The organism is Bacillus sp. L_1B0_5 (assembly GCF_000836715.1).
Taxonomy (GTDB): domain Bacteria; phylum Bacillota; class Bacilli; order Bacillales; family Bacillaceae_G; genus Bacillus_A; species Bacillus_A thuringiensis_S.
In genome coordinates this window covers 26099-45334 of the sequence record NZ_JXIS01000076.1, presented here as the reverse complement: position 1 = coordinate 45334, position 19236 = coordinate 26099, and the positions used below count along the sequence as shown (strand labels likewise).

Here is a 19236-nt window from a genome sequence, read left to right as displayed (position 1 = left end):
CGTACTTATGCTGCTGATATGGTAAATAAAGCTGTTGAGTCACGTACAAGAGCACAAGGTGACAAATTTGATGCTGAAAAATATCGTCAAATGTTAGTTCGTGCTGCTGACTTAGATTTTGTTAAAGAAGAAATTGATACTTATGAAGCAATGGCCAAAGAGCGCTTCAATGGTGGTCGTCAAACAAATGGAGATCCACTACCTGGACCTGGTGGAGCAGATCCAGAAGACGATGTAATTGTTTCAGAACGATATGAAGGAGGTAATAAGTAATGTTTAACAAAGTAGGCGGTATTGTACCAGATAGTTATGGTTTATCACTCACTGTATTCGCACAAGATGCAACTTCAGAAAATCCTGTTAAAGCAGGTACACCTTTAAAGTTTGCTACTACAGGAGCGTATCATGCCAAGAAAGCAGCTGCTGATGATGCAATTGTCATGACTGCAAAGCATACAGTTACATCTAAAGATGCTCCTTTAGGGGTACATGTATATGGTTATTCACGCAATGCAGAATTCCCTTACAGTGGCTCAATTGCTATTGGTGATCCAGTCGCTGCTGATGGTAATGGTGGAGTTAAAAAGGCAGCTGCAGCAAATGGATCATATGTTTATTTAGTTAACAGCACGAAAAAAACAGTAGAAGTTTTACTACCTTAAAGGAGGATTTCACATGAACTTTAAACACAAAATTAAAAATAGCCGTGGTGAAGTAATTGAACTAGCAAACGGCTCTGATTTAACAACTGCAATTAGAGAAGCATCTGCTAAAAACGGACGTATTGCAGGACAAGCAGGAGATTTAATTAGCAAAAATAGTTCTGCTACTTTCCGCTCTTATCTTGATGAACAAGGTGTTACGTTAAAAGATGCTATTCGTGCCTTAGGAATTAACGATATAGGCTCTCAAGAAGTACGTGCTTTGTATCAAAATGACAATACAAAACCACTATTTAATGCAGTATTAGAAGATGGTTTCCGTGAAGGATATCTTGCAGCTGGTCGTGCTTCTGAATTAGTTGGCCAAGTAATTCCTATGGATCAAATGGCTTATCAATACTACACACTTGAAAATAAAGATAACGATGATTTAGATTTAAGCTTCGTTGGACAAGGTGCTCCAATTCCAGTTGTAACAATTAAGCTAGATACAGACCACACAATCTATGTGTATAAACGTGGTAACGGAATTGAGATTACTGACGAGGCGAAATCAATGAAATTTGATATGCTCGCTTTACATTTACGTAAACGTGGTATGCAAATTGCTCGTACGGATGAAAAGCTTGCGATCCATCGCTTATTCAATGGTTATTTCAAAGATGGTACTGATGTAGCACCTACAATAGGTGTTAAAACTGCGAATGATTGGAAGATTTCTGATATTTGGTATGCAACGCAACACGCTTATCAAAAGTATGGATTTACTTATAATCGTAGTGTTATGAATTTAAAAACTGCGGAACAGTGGGCAACGCAAAAAGAGGCAAACGGTAATTTGATATTCTTAAATGAATTAAAGAACGGGGATATGCCTGGCGTTCTAAAAACTACGCCATTTATTTCAGAAGATGTTCCAGATGGTCGTATTATGTTAGTGGATACTAAATTCGCGTTAGCTGAATATCAATACAAACCATTCTCTGTTGAAAGTGAACGCAGCGTTAAAACGCAGGTAGATGGTTCGTATGGAACGGTTACTTCTGATTTCGTACCATATGATCCAAATGCACGTATGATTCTAACGCTTGACCAAGCTCGCTAATAAGGAGGGCTAAGATATGGCCAAAAAAGATTTAATCGCAGATATTGTTAAAGAAAATCCTTCTTTGGATCCAAAACAGTTAGATGATAACTATACAGTTCCTCAATTAGAAGATTTACAGAAGCAATTGCGAGAGGAAAAAGTTTTTCCAGAGACAGCCAAATACAAATTGAAGGACCCTAACACACAGTATGCAGAATGCTATGCGGAAGGGTCTTTTACTTTGGCTGGAAATCAAGAAAAAGAACTACCTGCAGCACCATCAAAAACGTTATTAGATAGAATTGAATATGGTTTTATCGTTGAGGTGAAGTAATATGTATGCTTCTCCTGCAGATGTAAAAGAAAGGACCTCTTTTATAGAGGTTTCTTCTCTTCCTGATGAAAAAATACAGTTATATATAGACCGTGCTGCTTCATGGATTCATAGAGAAGTGAAACGTACATTCGAAAATGAGACGAATAAACAGACACTCTCAGACCTCCTTACTGCTACCGTATTGCTCGTTGAGTATCTTTGGTACCAAGACCATCCGGAAATGAAAGAGGCGCAGTTGAGCACAGCATCTAGCGAGAAAATAGGTAACTACTCTTATACACTTCGCGATGCATTAGGTGGGAATACTGCAGATGAAATGAAATTCGGAGCAAATAGAACAGGAATTAAAGAATTAGATTTAATTCTCGACTCGTTACGGGCAAATAATACTATTACTGGCTTCAATTTTTTTGGTGTATCTGGACCATCGAGGGTGAAACGATGAGATTTGAAAGCTTGCTAGTCCATCGCTGCACTTTGATAAAACAGAACGTTATTATTGGCCAAGATGATTATGGCCGAGATATATATGGGCAGGAGGATATACCAGATGTTCATTGTCGCTTTGATCAAATAGAAAAACGAGTGACAAAAAATGATAACAGTGTTGATATTATCATCCAGCCAATTCTTTATTTGGCTGCTTCTCAAGAAATCGAAGAAACCATGCAGATAAAGGATATACGAGATAAACAAGATAACATTCTACTACCTGGTGTATATGGAGTTAAGAAATTATCTCGTGAATATAGCAAGATTAGACTCCATCATTATGAAGTGGAGTTAAAAAAGGAGCGTGATTAAATGGGGATTAACATCAATGTAAGGTTAGATCCACAAGCGCGCCAATTCGCTAGACAAATACCAGGGAAGCTACAAGAAGCCCGTCAAAAGGCGGTTGAAGCAGCTGGGATGGTATGGGCCGATGAAGCTAAAGAAGTAACACAAGAGGACAATCATATCGATACGTCTCTTTACATCAACTCTATCGGTTATTTAACCAACATTCCTTACACCAATAAGAGCGGTAAGGGTGAGCGTGATGCTACTGAGGCAGATGTTGTTCATGAGTTGACAGAAAGTGAAACTAAAACAAACCTAGAAATCGGTTCAGACGTTTCTTACGCTTCTCATTTAGAAAACAGATATAACATTATGGCCAGAGCATTAGATAGAGCAGAACCACGTATGCAGCAGGTAGCTAAAACACAAGTTCGATTAATTTTAGAATAGGAGGGATATATTTGACTGATTACGTTGATCCAATCCCTCATATTGTGCGTTTCTTTAAAATATTTGACGTTAAATGTTATGGTAATACATTCCCTTTAAAGGCAGAATATCCGTCGATTTGCGTGAAGGTAGCAGGAGGTAGAGGTTTTACAAGATTACAAGTAACCTCACGCTCTGAAAAAGATGATATCGAAGCTATGAATGTATTAATAAATGCTACAAATATATTAGAACGTCACACTTCGTCCATTACAGGGCTGCAGGTTGAATGGTGTGAAAAAGAGGGTAATCCTACACCTGCATACGATGCAGAAACAAATAAATTCCAAGGTTGGTGCTACATGCGCTTAGAGCACTTGGAAGCATAGGGGTGAATGAATTGACCGAAAAAAAGACAACAAAACAGATTTTATGTGAAGGTCCCGTTGAAGGTAACGGGGCTTTATTTTATAGATTGCGTGATGATTTAGATATCATGCCAGGACAACTATTAGAAATCGGTAATGGTAAGAATCAAACAATTACAAAAGAAGAAGCAGAATTATTACTTGCTGCTCCTTCTTGGAATTTCAGAGAGGTGGCTAAATAATGAGTAACTTATATAAAGTAAATGCAAGTAATATCATCGGTGGAGCAGGTCGTTTAGTGTGGGTGCCTTATGGTACTCCTGCACCAACAAAGATTGCAGATGTAATGGATACATCTACATTCGAATTAAAAGCTTCTTGGAAAGACGTAGGAGCAACAACAGAAGGAATTGAAGTTACACGCGGATTTGAAACAGAAGAATTCGAAGTTGACCAAGTAAAAGGTGCAATTGATACAGAAATTACAAACTGGACTCACAATATTAACACTCAATTAGCTGAAAATACCGTAGAAAATCGACAACTTGCCTTGATCGGTAGCCCGATTATTGAAACGCCACCAGAATTAGGAACGAGTGTGGATTCAAGTGGAGAAGTTGGAGTAAATGGTACTATCGTGACATTTGCAGCTGCCCCTGGTGCTGACTTTAAAGAAGGTGGATATTTAAAAATCGGTACTGAAGTAATAAAAATCAATAAAATTTCTGGAAACTCTATCTACCTAGCAGAACCAGTAAAAAAAGCGCAACCGACAGGAACAAAAGTATACCCTGTAAAATCTTTGGGAAGTAAACGTATTGGTTATGGTGCAGTAGGTAACGTCCCAGAAATCATGTTAGCTAATATTAGCCAAAAGAAAGATGGCAGTTTATATATGGCCGTATTCCGTAAATGCAAGGTAAGTGGTGATGAAAAGACACAAACTTTCAGTAAAGCGAAGCGTGTTTTACCACTCGGTTTACAGGCGTTTGCTGTAGAAGGTATTGCAGATAACGAAAACGTTTATTACGAAATTGAAGAAGTACGCTAATTAGCGATATCTAAGGAGGAATAATACTATGGAACACATTTTAAATTCTATTGACACTGATAAACATATTGGAGTAGTAACATTGACAAACGGAAAGGAACTGCAGCTTCCTAAACTTTCGAATTTTAAAATTATTCGTATTGTGAAATTTATCGGGATAGATGGTATTCGTATGTATGACCAAGCACGTGAAATTTTACTAGATGATACTTTAGGAGGTTTCGAACGTTTTGCTCTTATTTTGGAATCCCTAAAAGAAGAACAATTAATTCGGATTTTATCAATTTTACTTGAAATGACTGATAAAGAAGCTTTGAATCTAGATCCAAATGATACATTAGAAATCTTAATTGAATATGCAGATAAAACCAATCTTGGTAAAACTTTTACTCAAGTCCGTCAGCTAGTACAGAAAATGTTCAAGAAAGAGCTGCCGGACTTCAAAACACTTCTGGATCAATGGTTCCCGAAAGTGGAAATGGAAGATATCCAAGCTGGAGAGAATTTTTCAGAGCAAACGATGCTGACAAATTTAGAAAAATCATCAACACCTTTAGTAAACAATTCATCGACTCTATAAGTTTTGTTGCACGACACTATTCTTATACTGAGGAATATGTACTGGAACATACTCCCGAATGGTCAAAACGAAAATTCGATGATGCGTTAAAACAACAGTATGCCGATTATAAAGAAAATGTATACGGTCAATTCCAAAGCTTGTTGTTATTTATGGACCAATTACTCAATCAAGGGAAAAATTTCGAAAGTATTCTTCCTCCTACTTATGAAGATGCTGTTGCTGCAAATGTAGAGTCACCAAAAGAAAAACAAAATAGCCAGTTCAAACAAGGAACATGGTGGAAGCCTGAGCAAAACGCTTAGGCTTCTTTATTTTTGAGGAAAGGAGGAAAATACATGGGAAATGCAGGACGTTCTACAATAGACATTACTGCAGATGATAGACAAGCCAGAAGGACGTACGAGAGATTTTTTGATTTTGTAGAAGGTTCTGGGAGAAGAGCACAGCGAAGAATGCGTGATTTTAACCCTATGGAGGGGATTGAACGCGGAATGCGCTCTTTTAGTCCCTCTGAAATTTTAGATCAAGAAATGAACCGCATGGAGAACCGATTAAGTCGGTTTAGTCCTGAGCGACAATTAGAATACCAAATGAGACGTATGGCACGAAGTGTAGCGCGTCCGATTCAAAACTTACCAGAACACCTTAGACCTTTCCGCGATGACTTAATTCGTACACGTTTCGAAATACAACGTATGGGTATGGTTGGAACAGAGTCCCTGGATCAACTAGCTGATGCTGCTATAAGGTCGCAAGTTCCATTAAACCGGATGATGAGTGCTACAAGCAGTGGTAAAGCTGCTGCAAGAGCAATTCAAGAACTTGGAGATACAACTAGAACAACTCAATTAGCCATTATGGGCCTTTCACGTGACGGAAGAGTGCGAGTCTCAACAGAAGATGCACAACAACAAATGCGTCATTTTAACGAACATGTAGTGCAGACGAGACAGCGTCTAGAGCAATTACGAGATGCAGGAGATATGGCTTCATACAATGAAGGTATGCGACAACTTGAGCGACAAATGCAGCAAGTAGATAGAGCTATGCGTGCAGCTGCTCAAGGTGGAAGAGCTTATACAAGTATGTTAGACCAATTGGGTATCCATACTGCAAATGCAGCTAATACAGCAGCTATAGCAATGGAGAGAATGCGCCCTAGCTTCATGCGATCTATAGATCATATGAACGCTATGAAAACACAATCTCAAAAAATGATGGATGCCTTAGGTGATACTAGTCGGATACAACGTATTGACAGAGCTTTTCTTCAAGTTGGCGATAGATTAGAACGAATGGCAAGACAAGGCTCTGCAGCAAACATTGCATTGCAACAACTTGGTCCTAATGCCAGCATGAAAGATTTACTTGATCGTGTTCGTTTAATCAATACTGGTATTATGCGAATGCAACAACTAGCATTAGCTGCTGGCATTGTATTAACTGGATTCACTGTAATTATGGCCAAAGCAGCTCACGGACCAGATCCTGCCGAAGTCAGAAAACAGCAGGATGAGATTTCTGCTGAATACATTAAGGCTTATCAAAAGCGTGTAGATGAAATATATAACTTTGTTGACATATTTAAAAAAGTCGAAAGAAAAGCGTTTGATAAGAAAGAATTAATGGAGAATCTTCAGGGGCAAGTTAAATATATGGAAACTTGGGTTAGTGACTTAGCAAAGTTAGCTAATCGGGCTCCGAAAGAATTTGTACAAGGACTTAGGGAGATGGGGCCAGAAGCTGCTGGTGAGATACACGCACTAAATAATATGACTGATCAGGAGTTATCTGAGTACGTGGAAACATGGAGGAAAAAAGTCCATTTAGCAAACGTCGCTACAAAAGATGAACTAAATGACATGCGAATTGCTGCAGAAGCGCAGATTAAAGCATTGCAAGATTCGCTAAAACCACTCGGTATCGCTTGGGAAAGATTTAAAGCGACCTGGGCGGAGGCACTTGCTCCATTTGTAGAAATTTGGGGTGAAGTTGCTGCTGTAGTAGTAGATGCAGGTACAAAGGTCGGTGAATTTATAAATAAGATAAATGAATTGAATCCCGACATTGTAAAGCTTATCGGTATGTTTGCATACTTATTTACAGCCATGACATTGTTACTTTCTCCAATGGCAATAGGTATAGGTAGAGCATCGGGTATGAAGGTTGCTTTTGCTCAATTATGGATGGTTATAAGTCAAGGTGTATTAGGATTCCTTAGAGTTGCAGGTATGGCTTCTATTGTAGCAGGTGCTTTAGTTATTTTGGGTGGAACTATTATGAAGTTATCGAAACACTCGGAAATTTTCCGTGATTCCATAATAAACGGATGGAATGATATAAAATCAACCATCTTAGGAGCAATAGAACCTATTATTCCTAAATTAGAAGAATTATGGCAAGCATTTCTTAAAATGATAAATGTACTAGTTGGCAGCGAAGGCAATAGCACACAAAGCTTTTGGAAGGGGCTAGGTGATTCAATAGGTAAGATTATAGATTTACTTATGAAGATCCTTATCCCGGCTATTAAACTCATGACCACTATATGGATGAAAGAACTGACAATCGTAATAAATGTCTTAACAGGAATCATTGAAATTCTTACTTCTGTTATTTTGAAAGTTAAAGAATTCGCAAGTGCAATTGCTGCTATTTGGAATGGTAATGAAGGTAAAGCTGCTTCTATATTAGAAAGACTTGGATTCTCTCCAGAAGCTACAAAAAGTATCATTAGTAGCATTTCTACAATTAAGAAAGAAGCTACAAAACTATACGACGTACTACAAAAAGGCGCGGAAACAGCCAAAAAATATATTGATGCACTTTTCGCTGCTTTTAAAGGTGATAAAGTACAAGCTACTAAACTTCTTGAGTCACTTGGTTTCTCTAGTAAAGATATAGATAACTTCTTAAAAGCAGTTGAGCAAATTCAAGATATTTTAGATTCTTTAATACAGTATGTAAAAGATGCTATACCAATTTTAGCAGAACACGCAAAAAATATATTCTCTTCACTTGGTGATGCACTAGGTGGATTTTTCAAGATGATAGGTGGCTTCATAAAAACATTTACTGCAATTTTTACAGGTGACTGGAAAAGTGCATGGGAAGGCGTGCAAACTATTTTTGAAGGTGCTTTCGAAATCTTAAAAGCACTTACAAACATAGGAATGTCTTCTTTAAAAACTTTATTTAAGTTAGGTTGGTTAGCCTTACCAGATAGTATTACAGACCCTTTAGAAAAAGCAGCTAAACTTGTAGAAAAATGGTATAACGATACAATTAAATTCTTTAAGAATCTTCCTAGTAATACAAAGTCATTATTGAACGATTGGGGCAAGTCAATTGAAACATTCTTTAATGAACTTCCTGGAAAAGCAAAAAAACAATTAGATACTTGGAAAACGGAAATTTCAAATTGGTTTACTAGTAAAGCCAGTGACATCAAGAAAGATTTAGATACTTGGTGGACTGAAATGTCTAACTGGTTTGATTCCATTCCAGAAAAAATAAAATCTAAACTGGTTGGTTGGAAAGATGCAATCTCCCAGTGGTTCGACGAACAAAATGAACAAAACATCATTTTTTATAATCAACTTTGGGAAGCAATGTCTACATGGTTTTCTTCTATTCCAGAAAAACTAAGAACTAAACTTAGTGAATGGGGAACAGTAATTTCTACTTGGTTTGATGAAACTGTTACCTTATGGGGTGAAAATCTTGAAAAATGGTGGAACTCTATAGCTGCATGGTGGACTACCCTTCCTGATCGTATGTGGGAGCAACTTGAACTATGGTGGACTAGCATTTCTACTTGGTTCGACCAAACAACCACTAGATGGGGCGAAAACCTTGAAAAATGGTGGAATTCTATTGTCACATGGTGGACTACCCTTCCTGATCGCATGTGGGAGCAGCTTGAACTATGGTGGACCAGTATTTCCACTTGGTTCGACCAAACAACCACTAGATGGGGCGAAAACCTTGAAAAATGGTGGAATTCTATTTCCACTTGGTGGACTACTCTTCCTGATCGCATGTGGGAAAAATTAGAACTATGGTGGAACTCTATCGCCACTTGGTTTGATGAAACAACTACACGTTGGGGTGATAACCTTGAGAAATGGTGGAACTCTATCGTTGCATGGTGGACTACCCTTCCTGATCGTACATGGGATCAATTAGAAGCATGGTGGAATTCTATTTCTGCTTGGTTTGATGAAACTGCTGCTAATTGGGGCGAAAACCTTGAAAAATGGTGGGCTGAAATCGGAAATTGGTTTAATAATTTATCCTCGAAACCAGAAGTGAAAAATGCAGCTAAAAAATCAATGGATGAAATGAAACAAGGATTTGAAGAGAAGAAACCAGAGATTATTGATAAATTAGGTGAAATCATTGTTGATGCATTTACTGCTCTTTTAGCAGCAGCTGGCATTATTGCTTTAGCTGTTGGCCGTGAGTTATTAAAACGCTTCATAAATGGTATGGCTGGAGAACAAAAGAATGCTGAAATTACTGCAGATACTATCGGGAAAGCAGTTTTAAATCTACTCGAAAAAATCCCGTTATTTGGTGCTGCTATAAAAGTTCTAAAAGAATTTAAAGAGGGACTGGATGATGGATTTAAAGATGCCCGTGAGACTGTAAGTGGATGGATCGATAAGATTAAGAGCATGTTTGACTTTAAACTAAAACTCCCTGATATAACACTTCCTAAACTCCCAAGATTACCACAGCCTAGGATTGTGGGTAATTTTAGTTTAATGCCACCTTCCACTCCTAGTATCGAATGGCATGCTAATGGTGGTTTCTTCAATAAAGCATCTATCATTGGTATCGGTGAAGCTGGTCCAGAAGCAGCAGTACCACTTGTTGGTCGTCGTATGGACCCGTTTGCAGATGCAGTATTTAACCGATTTGCTCAGCAATTTGGTGGCGCATTCAGCGGAGGTACCCCATCGGGTGATAGAGAGGGCAATTTAACTGTTCATTTAACCGCTTTAATGGATGGTAAATCAGTGGCTGAAATTACGACGCCATATACAACAGAAATACAAAGAAGAGAAAAAGAAAAGAAAGATCAGTTTTAAGGAGGGTGCTCATGGGTAAATACCAAAGTTTTACATTCAATAACCAAAGAAGAGACTATATTTTAATGCCTAGAGGTCGTAAAAGACCTGCTTGGGCACCTGTTAAACGTAATCTTTTATATACTCCAGGATATCCAGGGGCCAGATTATTGAATACAGATGTAGAGGCACGTCAAATTGATGTGCCTCTTATTGTTAAAGCGCAAGACATTGCTGATTTACAAAAAGTCAAAGAGGATTTAGCGAACTGGTTAGTTACAAAAAAAGAATGTGAGCTAATTTTTGATGATGAACCAGATCGCACTTATTTAGCCGTTATAGATGGAACATTTGATGCTGAAGAACTAATCAATCGTGGTAAAGGTGTAATTACGTTTATTTGTCCGATGCCATACAAACTCGGCGCAGTTAAGAAGTTTCCTTTTAGTCGAGATGCAACTGCAGCAATCACTTCAAATTTTACGAACAAAGGGAGCGAGGAAACTCCACCTTTAATTGAAATTGTAGCTTCAAAACCAAGTACTTTTTTATCTGTATGGTATGGTGAATATCCTAATGATCGTAACTATTTCCAAATTGGTTATCCTCAAACAATCGAAGAAAAGCTCGTACAAGAGCGGGAACGTGTAATGTGGGATGATATGTCTACTACTATTGGATGGACTCCTATTACTGGAATGTTTGACGACATGAAAGGCACAGGAGAACTTAAAGTAAAAGATGGAACAGGAATTTACTGTCCGTATTATGGACCAGAAGGAACAGCAGGTTTTCATGGTGGCCTTGCAAAAAAAAATATCCCTGGCGGTCCAATACAAGATTTTGAATTAGAAGCCTGGGTACATTTACAATCTAAAAATGCAGATCAAATGGGGCGTGTGGAAATCATTCTTCTTGATGAAACAGGTAATATGGTAGCGCAGATTAATATGAACGATTTATATTGGTATGCTGAAATTACTAAGGCACATATGACGCTTGGCGATAATGCAGTGCCTGGAAGTAGACGCCTACTCGTAGACACAAGTGGTTCGTATCCTAATACATTTAATCAATTTTACGGGCGACTTCGTATTGCAAGGAGAGGCAAAGAATGGTCCGTTTATGTAGCAAGATTTCGAGATGGAACAGAAATAGATGATGCCTCACTTGTTGAGCGTTGGATCGATGAAGTAGGAAACCCCATGACAGGCCGTAAAGTTGCACAAGTTATGATTGCAATTTGTCGATGGGATAGAAATACTCCTGTTTATACAATGCAAATAGATGATTTAAAAATATGGAAAGTGAACAATGTACCCAAAAATTCCAAGCCATATATTTTTGATGCAGGAGATAAAATCGTTATCGATACTGCTCGTGGCCATGTAACTATAAACGGTGCAAGTGCTGCTAAATTTAAAGATATGTTTAGTTCATTCCCAAAAGTAATTCCAGGAGAAAATAGAATCGAAATAATGCCTCCCGATGTGAATGCGAATATATCATTTAGGGAGAGATATAAATGAGGACACCTAGTGGAGAATTACACATCGTTGATTTTCAAACAGATGAAATTATTTCTGTTTTACAACCTGAAAATTATTGGGAAGATAACCGTCATTGGGAACTTAAAAATAATGTAGATATACTAGAATTCAAAGTATTTGACGGTACCGAACAAGCAATTGCTTTACAACAGCAGAATTTAATCATTAAAGAAGTCCGGAATGGCCGAATGGTTCCTTATGTAATTAATAATGAGGCAGAAAAAGATTCGAAAGACAGATCGCTAAAAATAAGCGCTTCTGGAGCTTGGGTTCAAATCGCGCAGGAAGGATTTATAAAACCACAGCGAATCGAAAGTGAAACCGTAGATAAAATGATGGATATAGCTCTTGTAGGAATGAAGTGGAAGCGAGGGAAAACAGAATACTCTGGATTCCATACTCTCACAATCGAGGAGTTTATTAGTCCATTAGAATGTCTAAAGAAAATTGCAGCTTTATTTGATTTAGAAATTGAATATCGTGTAGAAATTGTAGGTTCTCAAATCGTTGGTTGGTATGTCGATATGATAAAGCGACGCGGGGACGATTTAGGAAAGGAAATAGAACTCGCAAAAGATTTAGTTGGTATCAAACGGATTGAGCATTCAAGGAACATATGTACAGCATTAGTTGGGTTTGTACACGGTGAAGGCGATTCTATAATTACTGTAGAGAGCATAAATAAAGGTTTGCCATACATCGTAGATGAAGGTGCTTTCCAACGGTGGAATTCCAAAGGAAAGCATAAATTCGGATTCTATTCTCCTGAAACAGAGCGAGAAGATATGACGCCGGAACGTCTCATGACGCTTATGAAAATAGAAATGAAAAAACGTATAAATACATTTGTTTCATACGAAGTAGAAGCGCAATCTATAGGGCGTATATACGGACTAGAGCATGAGCAAGTCAATGAAGGTGATACAGTTCATATAAAAGATGAAGGATTTACACCTAAATTATATTTAGAAGCTCGTGTTATTGCCGGAGATGAATCTTTTAAAGATCCATCAAAAGATAAATACGTATTTGGTGACTATCGAGAAATTATAGATCCGAATGAGGAATCACGAAAACTATATAACAAACTGCGTGCTTGGTTAGACGGAAAAGCTAATAACGAATTAGTAAAGCAGCTTGATGAGTTGGCTAAACAAGCAAAAAAAGAATCTGAACAAGCTGTTAAAGATTCAAAATCAGCAAAAGACATCTCTGAAAAATTAAAAGAAAATATCGAAACGAATATGGTTAATATCATAGAAGGTAAGGAACCACCAACCACTGATCTTAAACCAAACAAAACGCTTTGGCGCGATATCAGCAACGGTAAACCTGGTATTTTAAAAATATGGACAGGTACAACTTGGGAGTCGGTTGTTCCGGATACAGGACCATTACAAAAAGATATAAAGAATGCACAAACAGAAATTGATACTTTAAAAGAGACAATTGAAGATATACCTGATAAGACTTGGTTAAATCAGCAACTTGAAGGAAAGGCCAATAAAGAAGGTGTTTATACAAAAGATTGGGTAGACGAAAATCTTATTGGAAAGCAAGTGTACGAAACAAACCGTAAAGGTGATATAAAAGTATTAAATGAAACAAAAACGACTGCTGAACGCACAGCTGAAGAAATTAAAAATAAAGCAGAGAAAACGGAGATAACAACTCTAAACGATAATCTTAAACTAGTAAGTCAAACTGCTAATACCGCTAAACAGACCGCCGAAACTAACACTAACACCATTACAGAATTAAAAACTACTGTAAATAACATTTCTGTAGGTTCAATCAATTTAGCTAGCGGTTCAGAAACAGGGTTAAATAAACAGAACGTAACTGGAACTTGGTCAGAAGGTAAACAAATGACTTTATCGGATAAGGTCAACTATAGAAATAAAACTTTTACTATCTCATTTTTGTTTACTGGAAAAATGACAAAATTTAATTCAAATACTTGGTTTGGTGTTGAAACAGCAATAACGTATGCAGATGGAGAGCAAGAATGGAAATCTGTACGCGCAGACTCACAATTAAAGATTAATGTGGATTATAAAGACGAGCCACTATCAGTTACATTCAGAACAAAAGACAAAGACGTAACTCAAATTAAATTCTACTATTCTGGGCGTAATATTGATGGGAATTTAAACTCACACCATGCAAAATTTGAAGAAGGTAACATACGAACTACATGGCAACTTTCTAACGATGAAGTTACTTCTAAAGCAGACTTTACCCAAACAACTAATGAAATTCAGCAAACAGTAAATACAAACTCTCAAACAATCTCAGCAGTAAAAAAAGAACAAAGTACAATGCAAACAACGTTGAATCGAGTTGAACAAACCTCGACTTCGAATTCTCAAACCATTACAGCTTTAACAGAAAAACAAACAGAGCACGGAAAGCTCATTCAAGAAAACAAGAATGAAATTACACAAACCAAAGACTCATTAAGTTCAAAGATTTCAGAAAAGCAAATGCAAGCTTATGTAGGAGCACTTGGTAGTACAAATCAATTCTTCAATACAGAGTTTAAGAAAAAAACAGTTGATGCTAATGGCAATATAACAAATGAGGTTGCTAGTACCGATAAATGGACAGTAGCTGGGGTTGTATCAGGTGCTACAGTAACACCAGTAACAGACAGACGCCATGACGGTTATAACTCGGTCAGAATTGCAAATGCGGGGGTTGCAGCAAATAGCTGGACGGGTATTGCTCAAAGTATTGGAGCCTCACAAAATAGCGGTGACTACGTATTGTCTACATGGGTTTATGTAGTAGATAAAAACTTATTAGACCAGGGGGCATGCGTTAAGCTTCAATTCTTTAATGGCTCAACTGCATTAGGTTTCGCGCAAACTGAAATAAAAGATTTATTGATTAATGGCTCATGGGTACTAGTTAGTGTAACTATTAAAGCTCCTGACGTTCCTATAACTCGTTTGCAAGGAGATATATGGGTACGACGTAATGGTACAATGTGGGTATCTCAACCGCAGCTACAGCAAGGAAAAGAACCATCTGTATACATGCCAAACCCAAAAGACATTACCAACTATAAAGAACTGGTGGATTTAGTGGCAGATAAGATTGCCAAAAGTGATTTTGATACAGTAACCAAAAAAATGCAAACAAGTATCGATCAAAATACCGAAGAAATAGGTTTTCGTGCTAAAGCAACTGAAGTGTACTCAAAGACGGATGCCGACAAAAAATTTGCTTATGTTTTGGAAATGGAAGCGGCTTTTAGTTTAACAAATCAAAATATTAATTCTAGGGTTAAAAAAGGCGATGTTATATCGCAGATTAATCAATCAGCTGAGCAAATTCAAATCCAAGCGAGCAGAATCAACCTTATAGGATATGTAACAGCTGAACATATCAAAGGAAAAGTTTTAGAAGGAGTAACACTTAAAACGAGTGGAAACAGATTTGTTGAAATAAATAAACAAAACATGAAGATTTTCGATGCAGATACGCCGCGTGGTTATATAGGATTTATGGAAACAAATGATGGAAGTATTCAACCTTCACTCGTCCTTGGTTCTGACAATATTAAATACAGGGGTACAGGATCGTTTTATATTTATCAAGTCATGCCGCGAATTAATGGAGTCGATCAACCTTCTAAAGCATATGCAAAATTTGGGATTTCTAAAGGAGAAAATGCAGAAGGAACTAATATTTGGTCAAACTATATTCAAATGCATAATGACGGTGGACATCTGAGTGTATATTCAGATGGACAATTTCGTTTTCAAAACTTGAATGATATTATCTTTGAATCTGAAGGATGGGCTCCAGGATATGGTTACTTCTCTGTAACTACAACTGAACCACATATTTTTACAAATAATGCGGGGCAGTTTACTTTCAAAAGAAAAGGCAGTGACTATAAAATACATTTCGTAAACGGCGCCACCGATCATGATTTAATTATGGGTAATGCAATGATAAGGTCAAGTTTTGTACAAGGTTATAACAATGGCTTGCAGATTAAAGATATGATGGGTAAGGGATGGAAAGATATAGAATTAAGAACATTACGAGCGCAAGAGAATATTAGCGCTACAGGGCGTATGTGGGCGCAAGAATTTATCCCTAATTCTTCTCGTAAGCTTAAAACGGACATAGAAGACCTTCCATTCTCTGCTTTAGATAAAATCAACTCTGTAAACATCAAACAGTATCACTTTATAAGAGATGTTGAACGCTTCGAGTCAGGGGAGTCTATTACACTTCCAATTAATTACGGTATGATTGCGGAGGAATCTGACGATGTATTCACCACACCACAGAAAGACGCTGTAACACTTTATAGCTCGGTTGCAATTTCTATTCAAGGAATACAAGAAGTTGACTTTAAAGTTAAAAATCTTCAATTTGACCACGGTATGTTGAAGCAGGAAGTTCATGCTCTTAAAGAACAACTTGAAGCAGAAAAACTTGAGAAAGTTTCAATGAAAGCTGAAATTGCTAAATTAAAGGTATTAGTACAACAATTAATAAATGAGGAACCAAAGCAGCCATAAGCTGTTTTTTATTTTGCATAAAATACGGCTTTTATAAGAACAGAGGGACAAATAGATGTCTCTCTTTTTATTTTGAAATGAGGTGGTCCAAATGGAAGGGTTACAAGATGTAAGAAACGATGTTCAAGAAATTAAGCAAGAGATCAAGGACATTCGTTTAGAGATTAAAGGGTTAGAAATACGAACAACAGGTAACGAGAAAGATATTGATAATATCAACAAGCAGTTAGATAAAATCAGCGCCAATACTACCTGGATTTTACGACTTATTGTCGGTGGAATTGTTGGAGCAGCTCTCACTTTCTTTTTGAAAGGAGGTGGTATGTAATGTTTGAAATTACTGTAATGATTGGAATTGTAGTAGGTCTTTCACAGATTGGAAAAACAATTGGATTACAAACAAAATATGTTCCGTTACTAAATTTAACGCTTGGCATTATGCTAGGCGTTTTATTTATGGGCGGAGATATCAAAACAAATGTATTCCAGGGAATCATCATTGGACTATCAGCAAGTGGATTATTTGACCATACAAAAATTATGAAAAAGGATGTTGATGCTAAATGAAAAAGACAATGAAACATATTACCTCGTTACTTATGATTCTAGTACTTTCTGTTTCTTTTGCTACAAGTGCTTTTGCTGATCGAACACTTATTATTCCTGATTTACCGAAACAACCATACCGTTATGGTGTAGGTGCTTATGAGGGCGTTGTAGCGCATTCTACAGCAACTCCAGAAGCTCCAGCTATTAACATTCAAAAATATGAGTCTCGTACATGGAGAAATGCATTTGTTCACTATGCAGTCGATTGGGACGAAACGATCCAAATTGCTGATACAAAATACATCGCTTATGGTGGCGGTCCTGCTGCTAATAAACGATTTGTACATGTAGAGTTATGCGAAACAGCGGACTATGCAAAATTCAAACGAAGCTATGACAAATACGTTAAGTTACTAGCTAAAATATTACGTGACCGTGGGTTATCTGTAGAAAAAGGATTGTGGACACATAGCGATGTAACTCATTACCTTGGCGGTACGGATCATGAAGATCCAAATGATTACTTAAAGTCTCATGGCGTTTCAGAAGCTCAATTTAGAGCAGATGTACAACGAGCATACAATAATTCTAGTGTGGATGTTTCTGTTCCTGAGAAGCCATCTAAACCATCGGAAGTACCAACAGCAGTAACAGACGGTATCGCCTATATTGAAGGTTACAACGTTAACTTACGTAAAGGACCAGGTACAAGCTATTCTAAAATTCGTCAACTAAACAAACCAGAATCTTATATTGTGTGGGCGGAAAAGGATGGTTGGTTAAATCTTGGTGGAGATCAGTGGATTAAGAACGATCCATCTTATGTGAAGTTTAATAAGAAAAGCACAGTAGATTCTTCTATTGTTGGAAAGCGTGTTGTTTCAAAAGTTAACAATCTACGTTTCTATGATGCTCCATCTTGGCAGGATAAAGATGTGGCTGGTTCTGTAGATACAGGATTAGGATTTACAATTGATGCGAAAGTAAATGTAGATGGTTCACCGCAATATAAAGTACACAATAGCAAAGGTAAAACATACTATGTAACAGCAAATGAAGCCTATGTGTATGTAAAGTAAATAAAAGAGAGGTTCCCCATACTTCGGGAACCTCTCTTTATATACTACGTAAATATTTTATTTTTTCTTGTAAATATTCAATTTCAGATGTATGACAGTTTAGATAACCTTGGTTTAGTCCTCTTGCGTAATATTCTTTTCTTTCAAGTGTCTTGAGTTCTTTTTCAGTATGTTCTTGCATTTCCGATAAGGCATCTACACGAGATTCCATATCTTTAATCATAATATCAGTAAATTTCAATTCATTCTTCAAAGTATTAATCCTCCTTTACATATCCCAAAAATCATCCGCTTTAACCCTTGAATCAAATTCTCTTAACACCTTCAATATCTTCTGCATTGTTTTTCGTGTTGGTGATCTGTCCGGATTATTAGCTAAATCCCCTACAGTATTTCTTCCCAATCCAGATTTTCTTACTAGCCATTCTTGTTCGATCCTATGTTTATCTAAAAATCTTCCTAGTGGTGTTCTTTTGGAACGAAATCTCCACACCATTCTCACTCCCTATGAAAATTGTTATTCACAGTAATGTCCAATTTCACAAAAAATAAACCCCTAAAAATAGGGGCCTAAAAATGGTGCATGAGCGACAATATTTTACGAAAAACGTCTTTTCAATAAGGATAGTTTCTTTCCAGGCTCTTCAGCATAATATTTCATGTAATCGCACATGAGGATATTGATTAGTTTATCAGCTGTATATCCGTGCATAGGGTAACTATGGGCCATATCCGAAAAAAACACTTCAATCCGTCTTAAGGTACGTCTATCAATTTTTACAGAAAGTGTACCGTATCGATCATCATTTTCATTAAACTCCAAATCAAAATCCGTATAGTGTTTTTTGCTCTCTAGAATTTGGTATAGCTGCTCCATGCTATTCTTGGACCTTATATGTTCCAGGAAGTCCTCGACAAGAATTTCAGCTAAATCACTTGCCGTACATTCGTAATCTTCCTCTTCCATATCTTCAATAATTATATTCATTCGAAATAAGTAGATTTTTAACATCTTTACTTCAAAGCGATATTTCTCTTTTAATTTCCACTCAATTTTTGTTCGCTCCCACCAGTTACTAGCGCTCATAAGTTTAATTTCTTTCGTCATAACATCGTATTTACTATACATGCGGTCACTC

21 protein-coding genes are annotated in these 19236 nt (G+C 37.1%); 18 read left to right on the top strand and 3 right to left on the bottom strand.

The genetic code is table 11. From position 1 onward, the window contains the following. From RT27_RS35340 to RT27_RS22495, 18 genes are all read left to right on the top strand, one after another. Positions 1–273 (top strand): hypothetical protein (locus RT27_RS35340; RefSeq protein ID WP_197080468.1); only part of this gene is annotated, 273 nt, incomplete at its 5' end. Continuing rightward, positions 273–662, top strand: a complete 390-nt coding sequence (locus RT27_RS22570; protein WP_043937634.1) for a hypothetical protein — start codon at positions 273–275, stop codon at positions 660–662. The genes RT27_RS35340 and RT27_RS22570, both read left to right, overlap by 1 nt. A gap of 13 nt (positions 663–675) precedes the next feature. Next, complete coding sequence (locus RT27_RS22565; protein ID WP_043937633.1) at positions 676–1767, top strand: hypothetical protein; 1092 nt, start codon at positions 676–678, stop codon at positions 1765–1767. Between the two features lie 16 nt (positions 1768–1783). Next, positions 1784–2083, top strand: coding sequence for a hypothetical protein (locus tag RT27_RS22560; RefSeq protein WP_043937632.1), 300 nt, complete (start codon positions 1784–1786; stop codon positions 2081–2083). Position 2084: 1 nt separating this feature from the next. Then, positions 2085–2531, top strand: coding sequence for a DUF3199 family protein (locus RT27_RS22555; RefSeq protein WP_043937631.1), 447 nt, complete (start codon positions 2085–2087; stop codon positions 2529–2531). Further along, positions 2528–2890: a hypothetical protein gene (locus tag RT27_RS22550; RefSeq protein WP_043937630.1), complete on the top strand. Its 363-nt coding sequence runs from the start codon at positions 2528–2530 to the stop codon at positions 2888–2890. The genes RT27_RS22555 and RT27_RS22550 overlap by 4 nt, the downstream gene beginning before the upstream one ends. Continuing rightward, positions 2891–3319, top strand: a complete 429-nt coding sequence (locus RT27_RS22545) for a hypothetical protein (RefSeq protein WP_043937629.1) — start codon at positions 2891–2893, stop codon at positions 3317–3319. Between the two features lie 11 nt (positions 3320–3330). After that, a complete protein-coding gene (locus tag RT27_RS22540) occupies positions 3331–3687 on the top strand; it encodes a hypothetical protein (RefSeq protein WP_043937628.1) in 357 nt (118 codons plus the stop codon). Positions 3688–3689: 2 nt separating this feature from the next. After that, positions 3690–3908: a hypothetical protein gene (locus tag RT27_RS22535; RefSeq protein ID WP_052497684.1), complete on the top strand. Its 219-nt coding sequence runs from the start codon at positions 3690–3692 to the stop codon at positions 3906–3908. After that, complete coding sequence (locus tag RT27_RS22530; RefSeq protein ID WP_043937626.1) at positions 3908–4717, top strand: hypothetical protein; 810 nt, start codon at positions 3908–3910, stop codon at positions 4715–4717. Before RT27_RS22535 ends, RT27_RS22530 begins: the two co-directional genes overlap by 1 nt. Positions 4718–4745: 28 nt before the next feature. Continuing rightward, entirely contained in the window at positions 4746–5297 is a 552-nt protein-coding gene (locus RT27_RS22525) for a hypothetical protein (protein WP_043937625.1), read from the top strand. A 152-nt stretch (positions 5298–5449) separates the two neighbouring features. After that, positions 5450–5602 (top strand): hypothetical protein, encoded by a 153-nt coding sequence (locus RT27_RS34875; protein ID WP_002198412.1) that lies wholly within the window; start codon positions 5450–5452, stop codon positions 5600–5602. Positions 5603–5635: 33 nt separating this feature from the next. Further along, complete coding sequence (locus tag RT27_RS32490; RefSeq protein WP_052497683.1) at positions 5636–10396, top strand: hypothetical protein; 4761 nt, start codon at positions 5636–5638, stop codon at positions 10394–10396. A gap of 11 nt (positions 10397–10407) precedes the next feature. Next, positions 10408–11904, top strand: coding sequence for a distal tail protein Dit (locus tag RT27_RS22515; RefSeq protein ID WP_043937624.1), 1497 nt, complete (start codon positions 10408–10410; stop codon positions 11902–11904). Beyond that, positions 11901–16469 carry a phage tail spike protein gene (locus tag RT27_RS22510; RefSeq protein ID WP_043937623.1) on the top strand — a complete coding sequence of 1523 codons (4569 nt, stop codon included), beginning with the start codon at positions 11901–11903 and terminating at the stop codon, positions 16467–16469. Before RT27_RS22515 ends, RT27_RS22510 begins: the two co-directional genes overlap by 4 nt. Positions 16470–16560: 91 nt before the next feature. Continuing rightward, positions 16561–16797: a hemolysin XhlA family protein gene (locus RT27_RS22505; RefSeq protein ID WP_000398730.1), complete on the top strand. Its 237-nt coding sequence runs from the start codon at positions 16561–16563 to the stop codon at positions 16795–16797. Further along, positions 16797–17036 carry a hypothetical protein gene (locus RT27_RS22500; protein WP_000461723.1) on the top strand — a complete coding sequence of 80 codons (240 nt, stop codon included), beginning with the start codon at positions 16797–16799 and terminating at the stop codon, positions 17034–17036. Before RT27_RS22505 ends, RT27_RS22500 begins: the two co-directional genes overlap by 1 nt. Then, positions 17033–18097 (top strand): N-acetylmuramoyl-L-alanine amidase, encoded by a 1065-nt coding sequence (locus RT27_RS22495; protein ID WP_043937622.1) that lies wholly within the window; start codon positions 17033–17035, stop codon positions 18095–18097. The genes RT27_RS22500 and RT27_RS22495 overlap by 4 nt, the downstream gene beginning before the upstream one ends. 37 nt (positions 18098–18134) lie before the next feature. Here the strand turns inward: RT27_RS22495 and RT27_RS22490 are convergent, their stop codons facing one another. The 3 genes from RT27_RS22490 to RT27_RS22480 form a co-directional block, all read right to left on the bottom strand. After that, positions 18135–18350 (bottom strand): hypothetical protein, encoded by a 216-nt coding sequence (locus RT27_RS22490; protein WP_043937620.1) that lies wholly within the window; start codon positions 18348–18350, stop codon positions 18135–18137. Between the two features lie 15 nt (positions 18351–18365). Next, positions 18366–18593 (bottom strand): hypothetical protein, encoded by a 228-nt coding sequence (locus RT27_RS22485; protein WP_000262283.1) that lies wholly within the window; start codon positions 18591–18593, stop codon positions 18366–18368. A 102-nt stretch (positions 18594–18695) separates the two neighbouring features. Beyond that, positions 18696–19226, bottom strand: coding sequence for a hypothetical protein (locus RT27_RS22480; protein WP_043937619.1), 531 nt, complete (start codon positions 19224–19226; stop codon positions 18696–18698). Positions 19227–19236 lie beyond the last annotated feature (10 nt).